The organism is Acidimicrobiales bacterium, assembly GCA_035533095.1.
Taxonomy (GTDB): Bacteria; Actinomycetota; Acidimicrobiia; order Acidimicrobiales; family Palsa-688; genus DATLUM01.
The window spans coordinates 73043-92147 of the sequence record DATLUM010000094.1; the positions used below are offsets into that span (position 1 = coordinate 73043).

Genomic DNA, 19105 nt, shown 5'->3' on the forward strand with positions numbered 1-19105 from the left:
CAGTACCCTTGAGCGTCATGTGCGGGATCGTCGCCGTCCTCGCCCGGTCGTCGAGCCGTCCCGCGCCGGACCCCGAGGTGGTTCTGTCAGTGCTGGAGCAGGCTGCGGGCGCGCTGGCATCGGTCGATATCTCCGGCGGCGACATCACGGCGGTCGAGGAGGTCACGCGGAGTCTGCGGGAGGTCGACTCCTCGCTGCGTTCGACGCCCGGCCTGAGGAGCCTGCTGTCGTCTCCGGGCCTCATCGACGCTGTCGACGGTCTCGCGGAGCGGATCGGGATGCGCACACGGGAGCTCGAAGCCGCCCTCGACGGCGCGTCGGTGAACTTCGAGCCGAGCGATCAGGAGCGGGTCAACTCGGCCCTGGTCGGCCTGAAGGATGCCTGGTGGTCAATAAGCAACGACCGGCTCGGCGCCGCCCGAGCCGTCGCCGACCTGATCGCCGAGCTCGACGGACCGCCGCAGAACCTTGACGGCTGGTGGGCGATCCAGGTCGCGCTCGCGTCGATCGACAGGCTCGAAGTCAGGGGTCGTGACTCCGCCGGGGTGCAGGTGCTGGTGGCCGGCCACGGTCTGGACCTCGAGGACCCAGGCGTGCGCCTCGCCGTCGAGTCCAGGTCGGCGGACTCGCTTTTCACGTCCGGCTCGTTGAGAGTGGTGCAGGACAGCCTCGCCTTCGTGTACAAGGCTGCGGCAGAGATCGGTGAGCTCGGGGACAACGTCAGGGCCATACGCGCAGCCATACGCGGCGACAGGCTGCTTGCGGCCGCGATCAGCGCGCCCGGGGCACGGGTGACGGTACTCGGGCACACCCGCTGGGCGAGCGTCGGCATCATCTCGCAGCCCAACGCCCACCCGGTCAACTCCGAGGAGCTCGACCGGCCGGGTAACCCGTACGTGGCGGCTGTGCTCAACGGCGACGTGGACAATCACGCGGACCTCAGGGTGACCGACTCGGTGTGCGTCGCGCCCGAGGTGACGACCGACGCGAAAGTGATCCCGGTCCTATTCGCCAGGGCGATATCCGCCGGCGCGGGCATTGACGCCGGCTTCCGCTCGACGGTGGGACGATTCGACGGGTCGGTGGCGATCGCAGCATCGGTGGCCTCGGAGCCGGACTCGCTGCACCTGGCGCTCTGCGGGTCGGGGCAGTCGCTCTACGTCGGGCTGGCCGAGGACGCCTACGTGATCGCGAGCGAACCCTACGGGCTGGTCGAGGAGACGGATCGCTACGTCCGCATGGACGGGGAGTCATCTCGCGGGCAGGTGGTCGTCCTCGGCCGTTCCGAGGCGGGCCGCATCGGGGGTATGAGGCGCTACCGATACGACGGCCGGGAGCTGCCGGTATCGGAGGCCGACGTGACCGTCGCCGAGATCACCACCCGGGACGTCGACCGTGGCGGATTCCAGCACTTCTTGTTGAAAGAGCTGACGGAGGCCCCGGCTTCGTTCCGCAAGACCCTCCGGGGACGGATCGCGACCGGCCCGGACGGGAAGCTGTGCGTCCGGCTAGGCCCGGTGACGATGCCGCCAGAGTTGGCGGACGCCTTGGCAGACGGGCGAATCGACAGGATCGTCGTCGTCGGGCAGGGAACCGCCGCGGTCGCCGGTCAGGCCGTCGCTGCCGCGATCTCGCGGTGCCTCCCGGGGATGCCGGTCTCGGCCCAACCGGCGACGGAGCTGTCCGGTTTCGGGCTTCAGGACGACATGAGCCGAACGGTCGTCATAGCGATCAGCCAGTCGGGGACCACGACAGACACCAACCGCACGGTCGACCTGGCGCGGACGCGCGGCGCACACGTCGTGTGCGTGGTGAATCGGCGCAACAGCGATCTCGTCTCCAAGTCGCACGGCGTGTTGTACACGTCAGATGGGCGTGACGTGGAGATGAGCGTTGCATCGACCAAGGCCTTCTACGCGCAGGTCGCGGCGGGCTGGTTGCTCGCAGGCGCATTCGCACAGGCGGCCGGCGTTGCCGGCGACGGTCTTGCCCCGGTCCTGGAGAGCCTCAGGGACCTGCCGTCGGCGATGGAGAAGGTGCTGGCGAGGCGCGAGGACATCGGTCGCATAGCGGCGTCGGTGGCGCCTCCGCGCCGTTACTGGGCCGTGGTGGGGAGCGGGCCCGACAGGATCGCAGCAGCCGAGGTCCGTATCAAGCTCTCGGAGCTCTGCTACCGGTCCATCTCCAGCGACGCCACCGAGGACAAGAAACACATCGACCTCTCGTGCGAGCCGATGATCCTGGTATGCGCGCCAGGGCTGCGCGGCTCCAATGCGGACGACGTCGCGAAGGAGGTTGCGATCTACCAGGCGCACAAGGCCGCTCCTGTGGTGGTGGTCGCCGACGGCGAAGCCAAACGCTTCGAGGCTTTCGCGCGCGACCTGATCACGGTGCCGAAGGTGGACCCGAACCTGTCATTCGTGCTGGCGGCGATGGCGGGCCATATCTTCGGGTACGAGGCGGCCCTTTCGATCGACGGCCAGGCACGCCCGCTGCGCGCCGCGCGCGCCGCGATCGAGCATGCCATCGAGAAGATGCCGGCCGGACATGAAGACCGGCTTCTCGATCGGCTCGCCGCGGAGTTGGAGCAGGCCGTGCAGCCGTTCATGCGGGGTCTTCGTGACGGCAGCTACAACGGCAACCTCGAGGCCTCCACCGCCGTGCGTCTCGTGTCGCTGCTTCGTTATGCGACAGGGCTGCTGCCGCTCGAGGGTTACGAGCACGAGACAGGGAAGATCGGCACACCCGAAGCGTTGGTGTCGGACCTGCTCGACGCGCTGAACGCCGGCGTGGACGAGCTCACCCGTCCGGTCGACGCAATCAAACACCAGGCCAAGACCGTCACCGTCGGCATCTCGCGAAGCGAGGACGCCCTGTTCGGTGTCCCCCTGGTGAAGGCAACGCTGTCCGCCGGCGCCGCACCCGACACCCTCGGCTACCGCGCCCTGCGCACGCTCGGGGCTCTCGACGAGGCTGTCGAAGAGGTGCTCGGCTACACCCGGTACCGGGTGGAGTGGAGGGCGCCGGTCGCCCCAACCGCGTCGGTGATCGACCAGGGCGGCATAGCAACGAGCCTGCCCTCGCGCACGGCGACGGATCCCCGGTTGCGAGGCACCAAGCACCGCGCCGCTGAGGAGCGGGAGGTCACCGTCGCGCGGGGCGCCAGCGACGGCAGGACCGTCATCCTCATCCCGGAGGTAAAGGGCGCCCAGGTGACCGGCATGACCCTGCTGCATGTCCGGTTCGCCGACGTGCTCCCGGCCGATGCGGCAAAGCGGGTCCTTTCCGGATACCGCACCCGCTACTCCGCGCTCGCTGACGCCGTCACCGAGACAGAGCCGGCGTTCGACGACGAGCGTCTCGGACACGAGCCGATCGTCGATCTGCTCACCGAACCTGTGTACGCGCTGGCGGCGAGATGGAGAGGCTCGGGAGTCGCTTGAAGGCGCGAACCTCTCTGAGTGGAGCGCTCGTGGGAATTGGCATCGACTCGGTAGATCTCCCGCGCTTCGCTGCCGTCTTGAAGCGCCGGCCGTCGATTGCCGGCCGCGTGTTCACCCCTGGGGAGCAGGCGTTCGCGAACCGCCTCGCGAACCCCGTGCCGTCTCTCGCGGCCCGCTTCGCGGCCAAGGAAGCCGCCATGAAGGCGCTCGGGGTGGGCCTCGGGTCGATCGACTGGACCGACGTGGAAGTGGTCCGCAACGCCGGCGAGGCACCGTTCCTGTCGGTAACCGGCCGAGCAGCCGTGCTGGCCGAGGCCATGGGAGTGTCGGGGTGGCAGGTCTCGTTGACCCACACGGACACGGTCGCGTCCGCCGTAGTGGCAGCGCTGACGTGATACCGGTCCTCACGCCGACCGAGATGTCCGGCGTCGACCGATCGGCGCCCGAACCGGTCGGGGTGCTCGTAGAAAGAGCCGGCTTTGCGGTGGCCCGCGCCGCCCGCACTCTCATGGCCGGCACCTACGGGCGGCGGGTGGTCGTCGTCGCGGGACCCGGAAACAACGGAGCCGACGGACGGGTCGCAGCCCGCGTCCTGTCCCGGTGGGGCGCGTCCGTGGAGGTTCTCGACGCCGTCGGCGCCGCCCGGATGAAGATCCTGCCCGGATGCGATCTGGTCGTCGACGCCGCGTTCGGAACCGGTCTGAGCCGCGCCTACTCGCCACCTGATCCGGGGGGAGCGCGCGTCATGGCAGTTGACATTCCGTCGGGCCTGTCCGGCCTCACCGGGAAGGCTGTGGGCGACGGCGGGGCCGTCGCCGCCGACGCGACGGTCACCTTCGCGGCTTACAAGCCGGGCCTGCTCCTCGGGCGGGGACCGGAGCTGGCCGGCGAGGTCCAGATCGCCGGCCTCGGGCTCGGTGCCCTCGCAGCCTCGTCGGCGAACGCCTGGCTGGTCACCGACGATGACATCGCCGCTTCGCTGTTGCCGCGCCCTCGCGAAACGCACAAGTGGAAATCCGCTGTGCAGGTGATCGCGGGATCGCCGGGGATGCCGGGCGCCGCCGTGCTGGTCGCGACGTCGGCGATGCGCGCCGGCGCCGGTTACGCGCTGGTCGGAGTTCCCGCAGGACCCCCGGGCGGTGGGCTGCCCCCTGGCGAGTACGTCGCCAGCGGCCTGCCGGCGCAGGGTTGGGCATCCGAAGCCGCGAAGTCGAGCGAGCGCGTGCAGGCACTGGTCGTCGGGCCCGGTCTCGGGGGCGCTCGCGTCGAGGTAGCACAGCTGCTCCGAGCCACCTCCGTGCCTGCGGTGGTGGACGCCGACGGCCTCACGGGTGTCGGCAGCCTGGACGAGGTCCGGGAAGTGACCGCATCCCGGGCCGCGGCAATCGTGCTGACGCCCCACGAGGGGGAGTACAGCCGGCTGCGCGGGCGGGCGGTGCCGGACGACCGTCTCGAAGACGTCCGAGATGCGGCGCGCTCCAGCGGGGCGGTGGTGCTGCTCAAGGGATCCACGACCGTCGTTGCGTCGCCGGACGGCCGGGTTCTGATCGCGGCCGCCGGGTCGTCACGGCTCGCAACCGCGGGAACCGGCGACGTCCTGTCGGGTGTCATCGGAGCTTTCATCGCGAGAGGGCTTCCGGCATTCGAGGCGGCTGCCTACGCGGCGCACTGTCACGGGAGGGCGGCTTCGCTCGGGTCGCCAGAGGGGCTGGTCGCGTCCGACCTGCCGCGGCTGGTGTCGTTCTGGCTGTCGGGGGTCGTGAGGCAATGACCTCGACGATGGAGACCGAAGTCGCCGCTGGGCGCCTTCGGCCCACCTGGGCCGAGATCGACCTCGGGGCCATCCGCCAGAACGCTTCTCTTCTGTCGCGCGTTGCCGCCCCCGCGCAGCTTTGCGCTGTCGTCAAGGCCGGAGGGTACGGGCACGGGGCCGCTGACGCCGCGAGGGCTGCTCTCGACGGCGGCGCCAGCTGGCTCGCCGTGGCGTTGGTCGAGGAGGGGATGGAGCTACGCGCGGCGGGGATCGACGCACCGATCCTGCTGCTGTCCGAACCGGTAGCCGTTGCGATGCCCGAGGTCGTCGCGTCACGGTTGACCCCTACCGTCTACACGCGTGAAGGTCTCAACGCGCTGACCGCGGCCGCCGCATCACGTCGCGGTACCGGTGCGGGCGCGTCGCCGGAGGGTCTTCCGGTCCACGTGAAGGTCGACACCGGAATGCACCGCGTCGGTGCGGCGCCGGCGGAGGCTGTGGAGCTGGCGGCGTCGGTGGCGTCCACGCGGGGGCTCAGGCTCGAGGGGTTCTGGACCCACCTTGCCGTGTCGGACGAGCTCGAGAACCCCTACACCGGGGCGCAACTCGACCGGTTCGACGGCGCCTGTGGCCGGTTGCATCAACGCGGGGTCGAACCCCCGCTTCTCCACGCGGCGAACTCGGCGGCCGCGCTGTGGCACCCGCGCAGCCGGTACGGGATGGTCCGATGCGGTATCTCGCTGTACGGGTTGGCGCCGGCTGGTGAGCTCGCCGGCCGCGAACCGGCCACCGGCTTGAGGCCGGCGATGGCCCTCAAGGCGCGGGTGTCGTACGTCAAGGAGGTCGCCGCCGGCGAGCGGCTCTCCTACGGTCTGCGCTACCGCCTCGACCGCGACTCGGTCATCGCTACCGTCCCGGTCGGTTACGCGGACGGCGTGACCCGGATGCTGTCGGCGAAGGGAGGGCAGGTTCTCGTCGGCGGTCGGCGATGCCCCGTCGCGGGGACGGTGACGATGGACCAGATCCTCGTTGACTGCGGGCCGGGAGCGACTGTCCGACGTGGCGACGAGGTGGTGCTGCTCGGTTCGCAGGGTGACCAGGCGATCACCGCGTGGGAGTGGGCGGAGAGGGTGGGGACGATCGCGTACGAGGTCGTGTGCGGGGTGAGCGGCAGGGTCCCCAGGTTGTATCTCGGCGGATGAGCGAGTCCGGTGTTGCCGGCGCCGGCGGCGGGATCACCGACGTCGCCGGGGTTCGGGTGGGGCACTGGAGCGATCCGGTTGCGGTCACGGGATGCACGGTCGTGTTGCTCCCGGCGGCGACGGTGGCATCTGGAGAGGTGAGGGGTGGGGCGCCGGGAACCCGCGAGTGGGCTCTGCTCGACCCCAGGCGGACGGTCCCAGGCGTGAACGCCGTGGTCCTCACCGGCGGGTCGGCTTTCGGGCTGGCGGCTTGCGACGGCGTCATGCGGTGGTGCGAGGAGCGGGGTATCGGGTTTCCCGCGCCCGCGGGACCTGTGCCGATCGTGGTCGGGATGGTGATCTACGACCTCGCCGTCGGCGATCCGTCGGTCCGCCCGGGGGCCGCCGACGGCTACGCAGCGTGCGTCGCGGCGCAGACCGGCGGTCCCGGCGCCGCCCTTAGAGGAAGAATCGGGGCGGGAACGGGAGCGACGATCGCCAAGTGGCGGGGCAGCGAAGCTGCCCGCCCCGGCGGGATCGGTTCGGCCGTCACGCGCGACGGTGACCTCGTGGTCGCGGCGCTGATGGTCGTCAACGGACTAGGGGAGCCACGCCGTGCCAGGAGCGAAGGACCGAGGGTGCCCAGCGGAGGGGCCGGAATCGGCCACCGCGAAGCCACAACGATCGGCGTCGTCGTCACGAACGCGGCGATCGACAAGCCTGCCTGCAGGTTGGTAGCCGAATCGGCACACGACGGGTTGGCTCGCGCCCTCGAGCCGGCTCACACCGCCGCTGACGGCGACGCGATCGTCGCGGCAGCGACCGGGTCGGTCCCGGCTCGCGTCGAAGCGGTGCGAGCCATGGCGGCTTGGGTCGTCGAGGAGGCGATCCTCGACGCCTGTCCTCCTTAGTAAGGATCCCTCAGCACGACGGTCCCGGCCATCTTGTCGTGCAGGGTCTGGTTCTCCCGGTCCCACAGGGGCCAGAGGACGTCGAGGACCCACGGGATGAAGAAGAGGATCACCAGCACGAACTCCGCCGCCCAGCGCCCGAGCGCCTTGCCCCCGCTGATGGGACCGCCGGTGCGCGAGTCGACCACACGTGTGCGCACGGCCATGTTGCCGACCGTCTGGCCGCGCCGGCTGAGCATCAAGGTGATGTACGCCGCGTCGAGGATGAGCGAAAGGAGCGGGCCGCCCACAGAACCGCCAGCGATCCGCAGGATGTAGTTGGGGATGATGAGGACGAGCCCGTCGATGATCGTGGCGCCGACTCGCAGCCACCAGCCGGCGAGTGTTCCGCCGGGCGTCCCGCCGTAAACGCCGGGTGGCTCGTAGCCGGCGCCCGGGGTGCCGTACGCGCCGGGGGGCTGCTGCCAGGCCGGCGGAGGAGGTGGGTAGCCGCCGCTCGGAGGGGGCTGCTGCCAGGAAGGTGGCGGGGGAGGGTAACCGCCGCCGGGCGGCGGAGGCGGTTCCTCTCCTGAACCGGATCCGGCCCAAGGGTCTTGGGGCGGGGGGGTAGTGCTCACGTCGCGCTGCCTCCTTGCCGGGAACGAAGATCCCGCTCCCGTCCTCGCGCGCGACGGTAGTCAACCGTCGTCACGGGGGCGGGGATCAATGACCCGCCGGTACCATGGCCCTCCGTGCCCGGCCTCGCTGATCTGGAGTTGATCGCCTCGTCGTGTACCAAATGCCCGCTCGCCGGCGGCCGTACCACGGTCGTCTTCGGCGAAGGCGATCCCCGTGCGTCGCTGATGGTCGTGGGCGAAGGCCCCGGCCGCGACGAGGATCTTCAGGGCAGGCCCTTCGTCGGCAGGTCCGGCCAGCTGCTCGACCGTCTCCTGGCCGAGGAGATGGGGCTGGACCGCAAGCAGGTCTACATCGCCAACGTCGTCAAGTGCCGGCCGCCCGGAAACCGTGATCCGGAGCCTGCGGAGATCGACGCGTGCAGGCCGTTCCTCGAGCAGCAGGTCGACCTCATCGACCCGAAGCTCGTACTGACGCTCGGCAACTTCGCGACGAGGGTGCTGCTGGGCACCAAGGAAGGGATCACCAAACTGCGCGGCCGCTCGTACCCCTACCGCAGGGGGATGCTCGTGCCCACATTCCATCCGGCAGCGGCCCTGAGAGGAGGTGGTGAGGTCCTCTCGCAGATGCGAGCGGACTTCGTGCGTGCCCACCAGTTCCTCGTGCCCGCATGATCACCGTCGTCACGTGTGGCCCTGCCGGCACGCAGGCGGTCGCAGGCGCGGTCGCAGAACTGGCGCGACCCGGCGACGTCATCCTCCTCGACGGCGACCTCGGCGCGGGCAAGACCACGTTCACGCAGGGGTTCGCGCGCCGGTTGGGTGTATCGGAGACGGTGACCAGTCCCACCTTCACCCTGGTGCGGAGCTACCCGACGAACGCAGGGTTCGACCTCTACCACGCGGACCTGTACCGGCTCGAGCATCTGTCCGAGGTGATCGATCTCGCTCTGCCGGAGGTTCTCGAGGATGGCGGCGTAGCGGTCGTCGAATGGGGAGAAAGAGGCAGCCCCGCGCTGGACCCCGCGCACCTGAGCATTCAGATCTCCCACGACGAAGGAGGGGAAGAGGCGAGGCGGCTGAGCATCGTCAACCACGGCGGGGCCTGGGATGACCGATGGAACCAACTCGAGGAAGCCCTCAAGTGCTGACACTTGCGATAGCGACAGCCACCGAACAAGTCGGCGTCGCGATCGGCCGCGCCGGCGGACCAGTCTCTTCTCTGCACCTGCAACAGGGGCGGAGGCACGGGGAGGTGCTGGCGCCGGCGATCCAGTCGTTGATGAGGTTGTCGCATACGACACTGCGTGAGGTGGAGCTGATCGCAGTCGACACCGGGCCGGGTCTGTTCACCGGGCTGCGCGTCGGTGTGGCGACTGCGAAGGCTCTGGCGAGCGCGCTCGGCGTTCCGGTTGCCGCTTGCTCCTCGCTGGAGCTCCTCGCCGCGCCTCACGCGGCTGCCGGCCTGGCAGTCGTGTCGGTGGTCGACGCGCGGCGCGGCGAGGTGTTCTGGCAGTCCTTCCATCCCGAACCTGTCGGCGATGCTCAGGTCACGCCGCCAGAGGTGCTGGTTGCAGCGTTAGAAGACGCCGGTGGGCCGGTGATTGTCGCGGGGGATGGGGCGCGCCGTTACGCGCCTCTGCTCGAACAGGTTGAGGGCGTGGCAATCGCCGGGCCCGAGCACGACCACCCCTCGGCCGCAGTCCTGGTGGAGCTAGCAGCCACCCGGCCCGGTCTTTCTCCTGAGAAGATCACACCCGAGTACATGCGCGGCGCCGACGTTCGCATCGGATGGGAGCAGCGCGATGCCTGATCCCGTTGAGCCGGTGCCGCTCTCGGTCCACCTGGTTCCGCTGCGGCGGCGGCACCTGCGGTCCGTGTTGAAGATCGAGGGTCAGGTCTACCCGAGACCGTGGACTCTGACGTTGTTCATGAGCGAACTCAACCTGCGGACGTCGCGCTTTTACATCGCCGCGCGTGTTGGCTCGTCCGTGGTGGGTTACGCCGGGCTGATGTACGCCGCCGATGAGGCGCACATCACCAACATCGCCGTCGACCCCGCGTGGCAACGACATCACATCGGCAGCCGCCTCCTCCTCAACCTCGCCCGCAGCGCGCCGCGCTTCGGAGCCAGGCACCTCACGCTCGAGGTGCGCGTGTCGAACGCTGCGGCGCAGGCTCTCTACGGTCGTTTCGGCTTCCGCACCGAGGGGCTGCGCAAGAACTACTACGCCGAATCCAACGAGGACGCGCTCATCATGTGGGCACACGACGTCGACTCGCCCGAGTACGTGGAGCGCCTCGACGAGATCGAGGCCGGCATCGCCGGCGAGACGGTCGACGACACAGAGGGGCTGCTGCGGCGATGATGATCCTGGCGATCGAGACGTCGTGCGACGAGACCGCGGCCGCGGTCGTCGAGGATGGTCGGGTCGTGCGCAGTTCGGTCGTATCGAGCCAGGTCGATCTGCACGCCCGCTTCGGCGGCGTGGTGCCCGAGGTCGCGGGCCGCGCGCACGTCGACCTGCTGACGCCGGTAGTCGACGAGGCACTCGCGCAGGCCGGCGTGAGCGGCGCGGACCTCGATGCGGTGGGAGCGACGATCGGGCCGGGGTTGATCGGGTCGTTGCTGGTGGGCGTGAGCGCGGCGAAGGCCTACTCGATGGCATGGGAGGTGCCGTTCGTCGGGGTCAATCACCTCGAGGGCCACCTCCACGCCGCGTTCCTCGAGGACCCTTCGATGGCACTGCCGGCGGTGGTGCTGCTCGTGTCCGGCGGCCACACCATGCTCGTGCACATGATCGGCGGAGGCCGGTACCGGTTGCTCGGCCAGACGATCGACGACGCGGCGGGGGAGGCGTTCGACAAGGTGGCGCGCTTCCTCGGGCTGGGCTACCCGGGAGGGCCGGCGATCGACCGGCTGTCGGCGTCGGGCGATCCGTCGGCGGTGGCCTTCCCGCGGGGCCTGCGGGGCGAGGGGTTCGACTTCTCGTTCAGCGGGTTGAAGACCTCGGTCGTGCGCTACGTGCGTGCGCACCCGGAGGTGGGGACGGCGGATGTGGCGGCGTCGTTTCAGGAGGCGGTGGTCGACGTGCTGGTGGAGAAGACCCGCCGGGCGGCGGCCTCGGTGGACGCCCGGTCTATATGCATAGGCGGTGGCGTGGCGGCGAACTCGGCGCTGCGGGAGCGGGTCGTCGCGGCTGCCGCCGAGGACGGGCGGGCGGCGTTCATTCCCAGCCGGGCGATGTGCACGGACAACGCCGCCATGGTCGGGGCGACGGCCTGGTACCGGCTCGGGCTGGACGGGCCCACCCCCCTCGATGCCCCGGCGGACCCCAACCTCCGCCTGACCTTCGAGGACTGACGGCCGGGTTTGACGACTCTGTTTGAACTAGAGCCGGGCGGCCGGTATCCTTAGCACTCGTCACCTGAGAGTGCTAACAGCCAACGGAGGCACAAAGAAATGAGTCTGCAGCCGCTCGACGATCGCATTGTCGTCCGCCCGAGCGAGGCGGAGGAGAAGACCGCCTCGGGGCTGGTCATACCCGACACCGCCAAGGAGAAGCCCCAGCAGGGTGAGGTTCTCGCGGTCGGTCCCGGCCGCCGGGCCGAGAACACCGGCGAGCTGATCCCCCTCGACATCGCCGTGGGCGACAAGGTCGTCTACTCCAAGTACGGCGGGACGGAGATCACCGTGGACGGGGAGGACCTCCTCATCCTCACCAGCCGCGACGTACTGGCAAAGGTGAAGTAGGCAGTGCCCAAGCAGCTCAAATTCGACGAGAGCGCACGTCGCGGCCTTGAGGCCGGGGTCAACAAGCTGGCCGACACGGTCAAGGTCACCCTGGGTCCCAAGGGCCGCAACGTGGTGATCGAGAAGAAGTTCGGCGCCCCGACCATCACCAACGACGGCGTGACCATCGCCCGCGAGGTGGAGCTCGAGGACGCCTTCGAGAACATGGGTGCCCAGCTGGTCAAGGAAGTCGCGACGAAGACCAACGACGTCGCCGGTGACGGAACGACCACCGCCACCGTCCTGGCCCAGGCGCTTGTACGAGAGGGCCTTCGCAACGTGGCGGCCGGCGCCAGCCCGACCGCTCTCAAGCGGGGCATGGAGAAGGCTGTCGCTGCGGTGGTCGAGGCCATCAAGGGCCAGGCGAAGGAGATAGACGACAAGAGCGAGATCGCCCAGGTTGCCTCCATCTCCGCCGCCGACGCCTCCATCGGAGAAGTGCTCGCCGACGCCATCGACAAGGTCGGCAAGGACGGCGTGGTCACCGTCGAGGAGTCCAACACCTTCGGATTGGAGCTCGACTTCACCGAAGGTATGCAGTTCGACAAGGGCTACCTGTCGCCGTACTTCGTCACCGATCCCGAGCGCCAGGAAGCCGTTCTCGACGAGCCGTACATCCTGATCGCCAACTCGAAGATCAGCGCCGTGCACGACCTGGTGCCGGTTCTCGAGCGGGTCATGCAGGGCGGCAAGCCGTTGCTGATCATCGCGGAGGATGTCGAGGGTGAGGCCCTCGCCACCCTGGTGGTCAACAAGATCCGCGGCACCTTCACCTCGGTCGCGGTCAAGGCCCCCGGCTTCGGCGACCGCCGCAAGGCGATGCTCGGCGACATGGCGACCCTCACCGGAGGCCAGGTCATCTCCGAGGAGGTCGGCCTCAAGCTCGAGAACACGACCCTCGACCTGCTCGGCCGGGCCCGCAAGGTCGTGGTCGACAAGGACAACACGACCATCGTGGAGGGCGCCGGCACCGAGGCCGACGTCAAGGGCCGGATCGCTCAGATCAAGCGCGAGATCGACGAGACCGACTCCGACTGGGACCGCGAGAAGCTGCAGGAGCGGCTGGCCAAGCTCTCCGGTGGTGTTGCAGTGGTCAAGGTCGGTGCGGCGACCGAGGTCGAGCTCAAGGAGAAGAAGCACCGCATCGAGGACGCGCTGTCCGCGACGCGGGCGGCCATCGAGGAGGGGATCGTTCCCGGTGGCGGCACCGCCCTGCTCCGCAGCCGCGGCGCCGTCGACAACGTGGTGTCCAGCCTGACCGGCGACGAGGCGACCGGCGCGACGATCGTGCGCAAGGCGCTCGAGGAGCCGCTCAAGTGGATCGCCTTCAACGCCGGCCTCGAGGGCTCGGTGATCATCCAGCAGGCAGAGCACGAGACCGGGAACACGGGTCTCAACGCGCTGACCGGCGAATTCGTCGACCTGGTGAAGGCCGGCGTCATCGATCCCGCCAAGGTGACCCGCTCAGCGCTGCAGAACGCGGCTTCGATCGCCGGCCTGCTGCTGACGACCGAGGCGCTGGTCGCCGACAAGCCCGAGAAGGCGAACCCGGCCGCCGCCGCAGCGGCAGCCGCCGCCGGCGGGATGGGCGGCATGGGAGGGATGGGCTTCTAAAGCCCGCCAATCAGACGTACGGCAGAGGGCCCGGTCCGCATCGAGGATGCCGGATCGGGCTCTCGTCGCGCGGAAACGGGTGGCGGGCATGGGAGGGCCCGACGCCTCAGGCGGCGGGAGGGACCGCATGCCCGACAGGACCCGCCGCAGCGTCCCGTACATTGAAGGCCATGGAGAAGCCGCCGCCCGACCCCGCCAAGCTCCTCAACGCCTGGATGGAGTGGGAGCGCGGCGATAACCCGCCCGGCCGGGTGATGTCCAACCTTAAGACGGCTGGCATGCGGGAACTGCTCGAGGAACTCGCGGCCAAGGCGGCGCCGGCGGCCGAGCCAGCCGGCGATAGCGAACCACCGCCGGCGGAGGCCTGGACGCCCGTTGTCTGAGGCGCCGGCACCCGCGTCGCCGCCGTCGCCCGAGATGCGCGGCGGGCTGCAGATCATCCCGCGACCGGCCCGGACCAGACCCGGCCGCGGCTCCCCGTGGGGTCGCGCAGGTGCGAGCCGGCCCGGCAGGATCGCCGTCGCCGATGTCCGCCGCGCGCTGGGCGAAGCTCCGGCCCCGCCTCCGCTGCCCTCGACGCTGCCGGGCATCACCCTGCCGGTCATCCCCGGGGAGTTGCGCCGGCCGGCAGCCGTCCTGTGCGCCCTGTACGACGACGAGGACGGCCAGTGCGAGGTTGTGCTGACCCGGAGGTCGTCGAAGTTGAGGTCGCATGCGCATCAGGTGTCGTTTCCCGGGGGGAGGATCGACCCGGGCGAGGAGCCGGTGCAGGCCGCTCTGAGGGAGGCGCACGAGGAGGTCGGGATCGACCCGGCGACCGTCGAGGTGTTCGGCGAGCTGTCGAAGCTGCAAACCGTGTCGAACCCGGTGCCCATCACCCCCTTCGTCGGGCAGCTCCCGGGCAGGCCTCAACTCCGCCCCAACCCGGCTGAGGTCGAAAGGGCGTTCTCGGTCCGGCTCGTCGAGCTCACCTTGCCGGAGGTCTACCGCGAGGAGCTCTGGATGTTCCCGGACGGGGTGGAGCGCCCGATGAGCTTCTTCGAGCTCGTCGGCGACACCGTCTGGGGCGCCACCGCACGGATGCTCACCGAGCTGCTCGACCTGATAATGGGATAAGTAACCCGGAACCGCTACCGTCGGCACAAGCCCAACCGGTACCGTTTATATGAGATGTTTTGCCCCCGCTGTGGAACGGTAGCGGCAGGACAGCCGCCCACACAGTGCGCTCGGTGCGGCGGCGGTCTCGCACGCCCCGAGAACACCGACCACCCCGAACCGCCGGTGCCCAGGGCGCCCACCCTTCGGGGCGAGATGGCGCAGAGGGCAGCCGGAGTCACCCCGCAGGTCCTCGCCCGGCCCAAGCCCCGGCCGGCGTGGACCCCGCCGCACCCCCCGCCGCCGGCGCCCCCGTCGAGCGGCGGCAACCCGGCGCCCGTGCCGCCGGAGAACTGGCCGCCGCCGCCGGCGCAGTGGGAACCCGCGGGACCGGGTCGCTGGGCGCCTCCTCCTCCTCCGGGACCCGCGACCAGCCAGCCCTCACCCGCACCGAGCTCGTCGAGGAACTGGACCGGGACCGCCGCGCTGCGCAGCCGCATCTCGAACACGTTGCCGTGGCAGCAGCGCACATCCACCCAGGAGCCGCCCCCCACCTATTTCTGGCAGTCGCTCGCCTGCCTGTTCCTCTTTCTGCCCACTGCCGCGGTGGCGGTCGGGTACTCGTTCCTGGTGTCCCGCCGCGAGCAGGCCGGGGACCGGACAGGGGCCGCGAAGGCCAGCAGGCTGGCGAGAACCTGGTGCCTCGCGTCGCTGGCGTCTTTCACCGTGCTGATACTCGCTGCCGCCGCGGGGATGCCGGTCTGAGCCGCCGCCCCGGCCACTAGGCTGGTGCGCAACACAGGGACGCGCACGAGGGAGATGAGGTGGCCGAGGTAGAGATCGGACGGGGCAAGTCAGGGCGGCGGGCGTACGGGTTCGACGACATCGCCATCGTGCCGAGCCGGCGGACCCGGGATCCCGAGGACGTCGACATCAGCTGGGAGATAGACGCCTACCGCTTCGAGTTGCCGCTGATGGCATCGGCGATGGACGGCGTGGTGAGCCCGGCGACGGCTATCGAGATCGGCCGCCTGGGCGGTGTCGGCGTGCTGAACCTCGAAGGGCTTTGGACCCGCTACGAGGACCCCGAGACGCTGTTCGAGGAGATCGCCCAGCTCGACACGGAGAAGGCGACGGCCCGGATGCAGCAGATCTACACCGAGCCGATCAAGCCCGAGCTCGTCACACAGAGGATCAGGGAGATAAAAGACGCCGGCGTCGTGTCCTGTGCGTCGCTTACACCGCAGAGGACCGAGCAGTTCGCGAAGGCGTTGGTCGACGCCGAGCTGGACCTGTTTGTAATCCAGGGAACGGTCGTCTCGGCCGAGCACGTGTCGAAGACCGTGGAGCCGCTGAACCTCAAGCGTTTCATCCGCGAGTTCGACATCCCCGTGATCGTCGGCGGTTGCGCGTCGTATCAGGCGGCCCTGCACCTGATGCGCACCGGCGCAGTCGGCGTCCTGGTCGGTGTAGGCCCCGGCCACGCGTGCACGACCCGCGGAGTCCTCGGCATCGGTGTCCCGCAGGCGACTGCTATCGCCGATGCGCGTGCGGCTCGCGCGCAGCACCTGGACGAGACGGGTGTCTACGTTCAGGTGATCGCGGACGGAGGGATGGGCACCGGCGGTGACATCGCCAAGGCGATCGTTTGCGGCGCGGACGCCGTGATGATCGGTTCCCCCCTCGCCGCCGCTCTCGAGGCGCCGGGCAAGGGCTACCACTGGGGAATGGCGACGTTCCACCCGACGCTGCCCCGCGGCGCCCGGGTCAAGACCACGGTGCGCGGGACGTTGCAGGAGATCCTCGTCGGGCCCGCCCACGAAAACGACGGCCGCCTCAACCTCTTCGGCGCCCTCCGCACCTCCATGGCGACGTGCGGTTACGAGTCGGTCAAGGAGTTCCAGAAGGCCGAGGTGATGGTGGCGCCGGCGCTTCAGACCGAAGGCAAGAACCTGCAGCGCTCGCAGGGCGTCGGGATGGGCCACTAGCGCTTTGAGCTTCACTGGTTCGGGGCTTTCGTTGTCCGCCGACGGGCCCGTTCTCGTCGTCGACTTCGGGGCGCAGTACGCGCAGCTGATCGCGCGGCGCGTGCGCGAGGCTCACGTGTACAGCGAGATAGTCCCGCACACGATCACCGCCGCCGAGATCGTTGCACGCCGCCCTGCAGGTGTGATCCTGTCGGGCGGGCCCAAGTCGGTCAACGTCGACGGCGCGCCCTTGTTGGATCCGGGCGTGTACGACGCCGGCGTCCCGGTATTGGGCATCTGCTACGGCGCGCAACTGATCGCACGCCAGTTGGGGGGTGTCGTCGAGCGGACGGGCCGCGGCGAGTACGGGCGCACCGCGTTGAACGTCGCGTCGGACGGTCCGGCCCCCTCGGTTCTGTTCGCCGGCGTGCCGCCGGCGTTCGACGTGTGGATGAGCCACTTCGACGGGATCACGGCTGCGCCGGCGGGATTCCGCCCGACCGCCTCGACCGCCGACGTTCCTGTAGCCGCGCTGGAGGATCCTTCGCGTGGCATCTACGGCGTGCAGTTCCACCCCGAGGTGGTGCACACCCACGGCGGCCAGGAGATCCTCAAGGCGTTCCTCTACGACGTGTGCGGCTGCCGGCCGTCGTGGACGATGACATCGGTCATCGAGTCGTCCGTCGAGGCCGTAAGGGCGCAGGTCGGTGCGGAGCACGTCATATGCGGGCTGTCGGGCGGCGTCGACTCGGCAGTCGCCGCGGCGCTCGTGCACAAGGCGGTCGGTTCGCAGCTGACTTGCGTATTCGTCGACACGGGGTTGTTGCGAGCGGGCGAGGCTTCGCAAGTGGAGGCAACGTTCCGCGAGCAGTTCAACGTGGACCTGGTGCACGTGAAGGCGGGGGATCGTTTTCTGGCCGCGCTGGACGACGTGATCGACCCGGAGCGCAAGCGGAAGATCATCGGCGAGACATTCATCCGGGTCTTCGAGGAGGCGGCCGCGGACCTCGGCGACGCACGCTTTTTGGTCCAGGGAACCCTGTACCCGGACATCATCGAGTCGGGCACCAAGGACGCGGCGAAGATCAAGTCGCACCACAACGTCGGCGGGTTGCCCGACGACATGCAGTTCGAGCTGGTGGAGCCGCTGCGCAACCTGTTCAAGGACGAGGTGCGCGCCGTCGGCGAGGAGCTCGGGTTGCCCGAGGAGATCGTGTGGCGCCAGCCGTTCCCGGGACCCGGGTTGGCGGTGCGCATCGTCGGTGGGGTGACCGCCGAGCGGGTGGCGATACTCCAGGCGGCCGACGCGATCGTCACAGAGGAGATCCGCCGGGCCGGTCTGTACCGGGAGCTCTGGCAGAGCTTCGCCGTGCTGCCGGTGGTGCGCACCGTCGGGGTGATGGGCGACGAGCGCACCTACGCGTACCCCATCGTCATCCGGGCGGTCACCTCGGACGACGCCATGACCGCCGACTGGGCGCGGCTTCCATACGACGTGCTGGAACGGCTGTCGAGCCGGATCATCAACGAGGTTCCCGGCGTCAACCGCGTCGCCTTCGACATCACGTCCAAGCCACCCGGCACCATTGAATGGGAGTAGGCGGCCGGCGCGGTTGCCCGGCAGCCGGCCTGAAAGCCCGGGGTCATTGCACCCGCAACTGGGTAACTTAGGTATCCCCAGAGAACATTTAGGCTACCCACGAGGTCCGCAGGCCGGCGCCCGGCAGGCAGCTGGCGCCACCCGCTCGGGCCGGCGCCACCGGGCCGGCGACTAGCTGCGCCGGCCGCTCATGTTGGCGTTCGGCGCAGCCCGCTCGACCAGGTCCGGGATGACCGTCCCGAGCTCCGCCGGGTCCCAGCGCTCGCCCTTGTCGATCGCCGGACCGGCGGCCCAGCCCTCCGCGACGCTGATGTGCCCGCCGTGGACGTTGAACACCCGGCCAGTGATGCCGCGCGACTCGGGGCTGCCCAGCCAGACCACGAGCGGTGAGATGTTCGCCGGCGAGCCCGAGTCGAACTGGTCCGGCTGGCGCTCCTTCATGGCGGCGCCCATTCCCAGGTTCTCGGTCATGCGGGTGAGGGCGACGGGAGCGATCGCGTTCACGGTCACGCCGTAGCGCTCGAGCTCCATGGCAGCGATGATGCTGAACGACGCGATCCCCGCCTTGGCAGCCCCGTAGTTGGTCTGGCCCACGTTGCCGTAGATGCCCGAGGGGGAGGAGGTGTTGATGATGCGGGCGTCGTTGTCCTGGCCTGCCTTCGAGCGCTCCCGCCAGTACTCCGCGGCGACCTTGCTGGTTGCGAAGGTGCCGCGCAGGTGGACCTTGATGACCGCGTCCCACTCGTCGACGGTCATATTGACGAGCATCCGGTCGCGAAGGATGCCGGCGTTGTTGACGACGACGTCGAGGCCGCCGAACGTGTCGACGGCCGTCTTGATCAGCCGGGTGGCGCCTTCGAAGTCCGAGATGTCGTCCCCGTTGGCGACGGCCTCGCCCCCCATGGAGCGGATGGTTTCGACTACCTCGCCGGCGGGGCCTTCGGAGCTGCCGGTGCCGTCGACCTCGGCACCGAGGTCGTTGACGACAACCTTGGCGCCCTGGTGGGCGAACTCGAGCGCGTGCTCACGGCCGATTCCCCGGCCGGCGCCCGTGATTACGACAACCCGGTCCTGGCAGATCCCGATCATTTATTCCTCCGTGTATGCGTGCCGGGTAAGCCTGCCGTACCGGGT

19 protein-coding genes are annotated in these 19105 nt (G+C 69.6%); 17 read left to right on the forward strand and 2 right to left on the reverse strand.

Annotated elements, in window-relative coordinates:
* The first annotated feature begins 17 nt into the window (after positions 1–17).
* Genes VNF71_11925 through VNF71_11945 form a run of 5 tightly spaced genes read left to right on the forward strand, consistent with a single transcriptional unit; the run spans position 18 to position 7288 of the window.
* Entirely contained in the window at positions 18–3443 is a 3426-nt protein-coding gene (locus VNF71_11925) for an SIS domain-containing protein (protein HVA75259.1), read from the forward strand.
* A complete protein-coding gene (locus tag VNF71_11930; GenBank protein HVA75260.1) occupies positions 3440–3838 on the forward strand; it encodes a holo-ACP synthase in 399 nt (132 codons plus the stop codon). The genes VNF71_11925 and VNF71_11930 overlap by 4 nt, the downstream gene beginning before the upstream one ends.
* Positions 3835–5214, forward strand: coding sequence for an NAD(P)H-hydrate dehydratase (locus VNF71_11935; protein HVA75261.1), 1380 nt, complete (start codon positions 3835–3837; stop codon positions 5212–5214). Before VNF71_11930 ends, VNF71_11935 begins: the two co-directional genes overlap by 4 nt.
* An 8-nt stretch (positions 5215–5222) precedes the next feature.
* Positions 5223–6398 carry an alanine racemase gene (alr, locus tag VNF71_11940; GenBank protein ID HVA75262.1) on the forward strand — a complete coding sequence of 392 codons (1176 nt, stop codon included), beginning with the start codon at positions 5223–5225 and terminating at the stop codon, positions 6396–6398.
* Positions 6395–7288, forward strand: coding sequence for a P1 family peptidase (locus VNF71_11945; GenBank protein ID HVA75263.1), 894 nt, complete (start codon positions 6395–6397; stop codon positions 7286–7288). Before alr ends, VNF71_11945 begins: the two co-directional genes overlap by 4 nt.
* Here VNF71_11945 and VNF71_11950 read toward each other — a convergent pair.
* Positions 7285–7905, reverse strand: coding sequence for an RDD family protein (locus VNF71_11950; protein HVA75264.1), 621 nt, complete (start codon positions 7903–7905; stop codon positions 7285–7287). The two genes, VNF71_11945 and VNF71_11950, sit on opposite strands and share 4 nt — an antisense overlap.
* A gap of 114 nt (positions 7906–8019) precedes the next feature.
* On the opposite strand from VNF71_11950, the gene VNF71_11955 reads away from it, so the two are divergent.
* From VNF71_11955 to guaA, 12 genes are all read left to right on the forward strand, one after another.
* Complete coding sequence (locus VNF71_11955; protein HVA75265.1) at positions 8020–8577, forward strand: uracil-DNA glycosylase; 558 nt, start codon at positions 8020–8022, stop codon at positions 8575–8577.
* Complete coding sequence (gene tsaE / locus VNF71_11960) at positions 8574–9053, forward strand: tRNA (adenosine(37)-N6)-threonylcarbamoyltransferase complex ATPase subunit type 1 TsaE (protein HVA75266.1); 480 nt, start codon at positions 8574–8576, stop codon at positions 9051–9053. Before VNF71_11955 ends, tsaE begins: the two co-directional genes overlap by 4 nt.
* A complete protein-coding gene (gene tsaB, locus VNF71_11965) occupies positions 9047–9715 on the forward strand; it encodes a tRNA (adenosine(37)-N6)-threonylcarbamoyltransferase complex dimerization subunit type 1 TsaB (protein HVA75267.1) in 669 nt (222 codons plus the stop codon). The genes tsaE and tsaB overlap by 7 nt, the downstream gene beginning before the upstream one ends.
* Entirely contained in the window at positions 9708–10271 is a 564-nt protein-coding gene (gene rimI / locus VNF71_11970) for a ribosomal protein S18-alanine N-acetyltransferase (protein ID HVA75268.1), read from the forward strand. The genes tsaB and rimI overlap by 8 nt, the downstream gene beginning before the upstream one ends.
* Positions 10268–11266, forward strand: coding sequence for a tRNA (adenosine(37)-N6)-threonylcarbamoyltransferase complex transferase subunit TsaD (tsaD, locus tag VNF71_11975; GenBank protein ID HVA75269.1), 999 nt, complete (start codon positions 10268–10270; stop codon positions 11264–11266). Before rimI ends, tsaD begins: the two co-directional genes overlap by 4 nt.
* Positions 11267–11365: 99 nt before the next feature.
* Entirely contained in the window at positions 11366–11656 is a 291-nt protein-coding gene (gene groES, locus VNF71_11980; GenBank protein HVA75270.1) for a co-chaperone GroES, read from the forward strand.
* 3 nt (positions 11657–11659) lie between these two features.
* The gene (gene groL / locus VNF71_11985; protein ID HVA75271.1) at positions 11660–13309 is read left to right on the forward strand and encodes a chaperonin GroEL; all 1650 of its coding nucleotides are present in this window, start codon (positions 11660–11662) and stop codon (positions 13307–13309) included.
* A 170-nt stretch (positions 13310–13479) separates the two neighbouring features.
* Positions 13480–13692 (forward strand): hypothetical protein, encoded by a 213-nt coding sequence (locus VNF71_11990; GenBank protein HVA75272.1) that lies wholly within the window; start codon positions 13480–13482, stop codon positions 13690–13692.
* Positions 13685–14425 carry a CoA pyrophosphatase gene (locus VNF71_11995; GenBank protein ID HVA75273.1) on the forward strand — a complete coding sequence of 247 codons (741 nt, stop codon included), beginning with the start codon at positions 13685–13687 and terminating at the stop codon, positions 14423–14425. Before VNF71_11990 ends, VNF71_11995 begins: the two co-directional genes overlap by 8 nt.
* 195 nt (positions 14426–14620) lie before the next feature.
* Entirely contained in the window at positions 14621–15169 is a 549-nt protein-coding gene (locus VNF71_12000) for a CD225/dispanin family protein (protein HVA75274.1), read from the forward strand.
* Between the two features lie 59 nt (positions 15170–15228).
* Positions 15229–16392, forward strand: coding sequence for a GuaB3 family IMP dehydrogenase-related protein (locus VNF71_12005; protein ID HVA75275.1), 1164 nt, complete (start codon positions 15229–15231; stop codon positions 16390–16392).
* Positions 16393–16396: 4 nt separating this feature from the next.
* Complete coding sequence (guaA, locus tag VNF71_12010) at positions 16397–17971, forward strand: glutamine-hydrolyzing GMP synthase (GenBank protein ID HVA75276.1); 1575 nt, start codon at positions 16397–16399, stop codon at positions 17969–17971.
* A gap of 171 nt (positions 17972–18142) precedes the next feature.
* On the opposite strand, the gene VNF71_12015 is transcribed toward guaA, so the two are convergent.
* Positions 18143–19060, reverse strand: a complete 918-nt coding sequence (locus VNF71_12015; GenBank protein ID HVA75277.1) for an SDR family oxidoreductase — start codon at positions 19058–19060, stop codon at positions 18143–18145.
* Positions 19061–19105 lie beyond the last annotated feature (45 nt).

What these genes read in the sequence shown, in the direction of transcription:
- alr (HVA75262.1), top strand. Translation starts at nt 5,223, where the DNA reads ATGGAGACCGAAGTCGCCGCTGGGCGCCTTCGGCCCACCTGGGCCGAG.
- VNF71_11990 (HVA75272.1), top strand. Translation starts at nt 13,480, where the DNA reads ATGGAGAAGCCGCCGCCCGACCCCGCCAAGCTCCTCAACGCCTGGATG.
- VNF71_12000 (HVA75274.1), top strand. Translation starts at nt 14,621, where the DNA reads ATGGCGCAGAGGGCAGCCGGAGTCACCCCGCAGGTCCTCGCCCGGCCC.
- VNF71_12015 (HVA75277.1), bottom strand. Translation starts at nt 19,060, where the DNA reads ATGATCGGGATCTGCCAGGACCGGGTTGTCGTAATCACGGGCGCCGGC.
- rimI (HVA75268.1), top strand. Translation starts at nt 9,708, where the DNA reads ATGCCTGATCCCGTTGAGCCGGTGCCGCTCTCGGTCCACCTGGTTCCG.
- tsaE (HVA75266.1), top strand. Translation starts at nt 8,574, where the DNA reads ATGATCACCGTCGTCACGTGTGGCCCTGCCGGCACGCAGGCGGTCGCA.
- tsaD (HVA75269.1), top strand. Translation starts at nt 10,268, where the DNA reads ATGATGATCCTGGCGATCGAGACGTCGTGCGACGAGACCGCGGCCGCG.
- groES (HVA75270.1), top strand. Translation starts at nt 11,366, where the DNA reads ATGAGTCTGCAGCCGCTCGACGATCGCATTGTCGTCCGCCCGAGCGAG.
- VNF71_11925 (HVA75259.1), top strand. Translation starts at nt 18, where the DNA reads ATGTGCGGGATCGTCGCCGTCCTCGCCCGGTCGTCGAGCCGTCCCGCG.
- VNF71_11945 (HVA75263.1), top strand. Translation starts at nt 6,395, where the DNA reads ATGAGCGAGTCCGGTGTTGCCGGCGCCGGCGGCGGGATCACCGACGTC.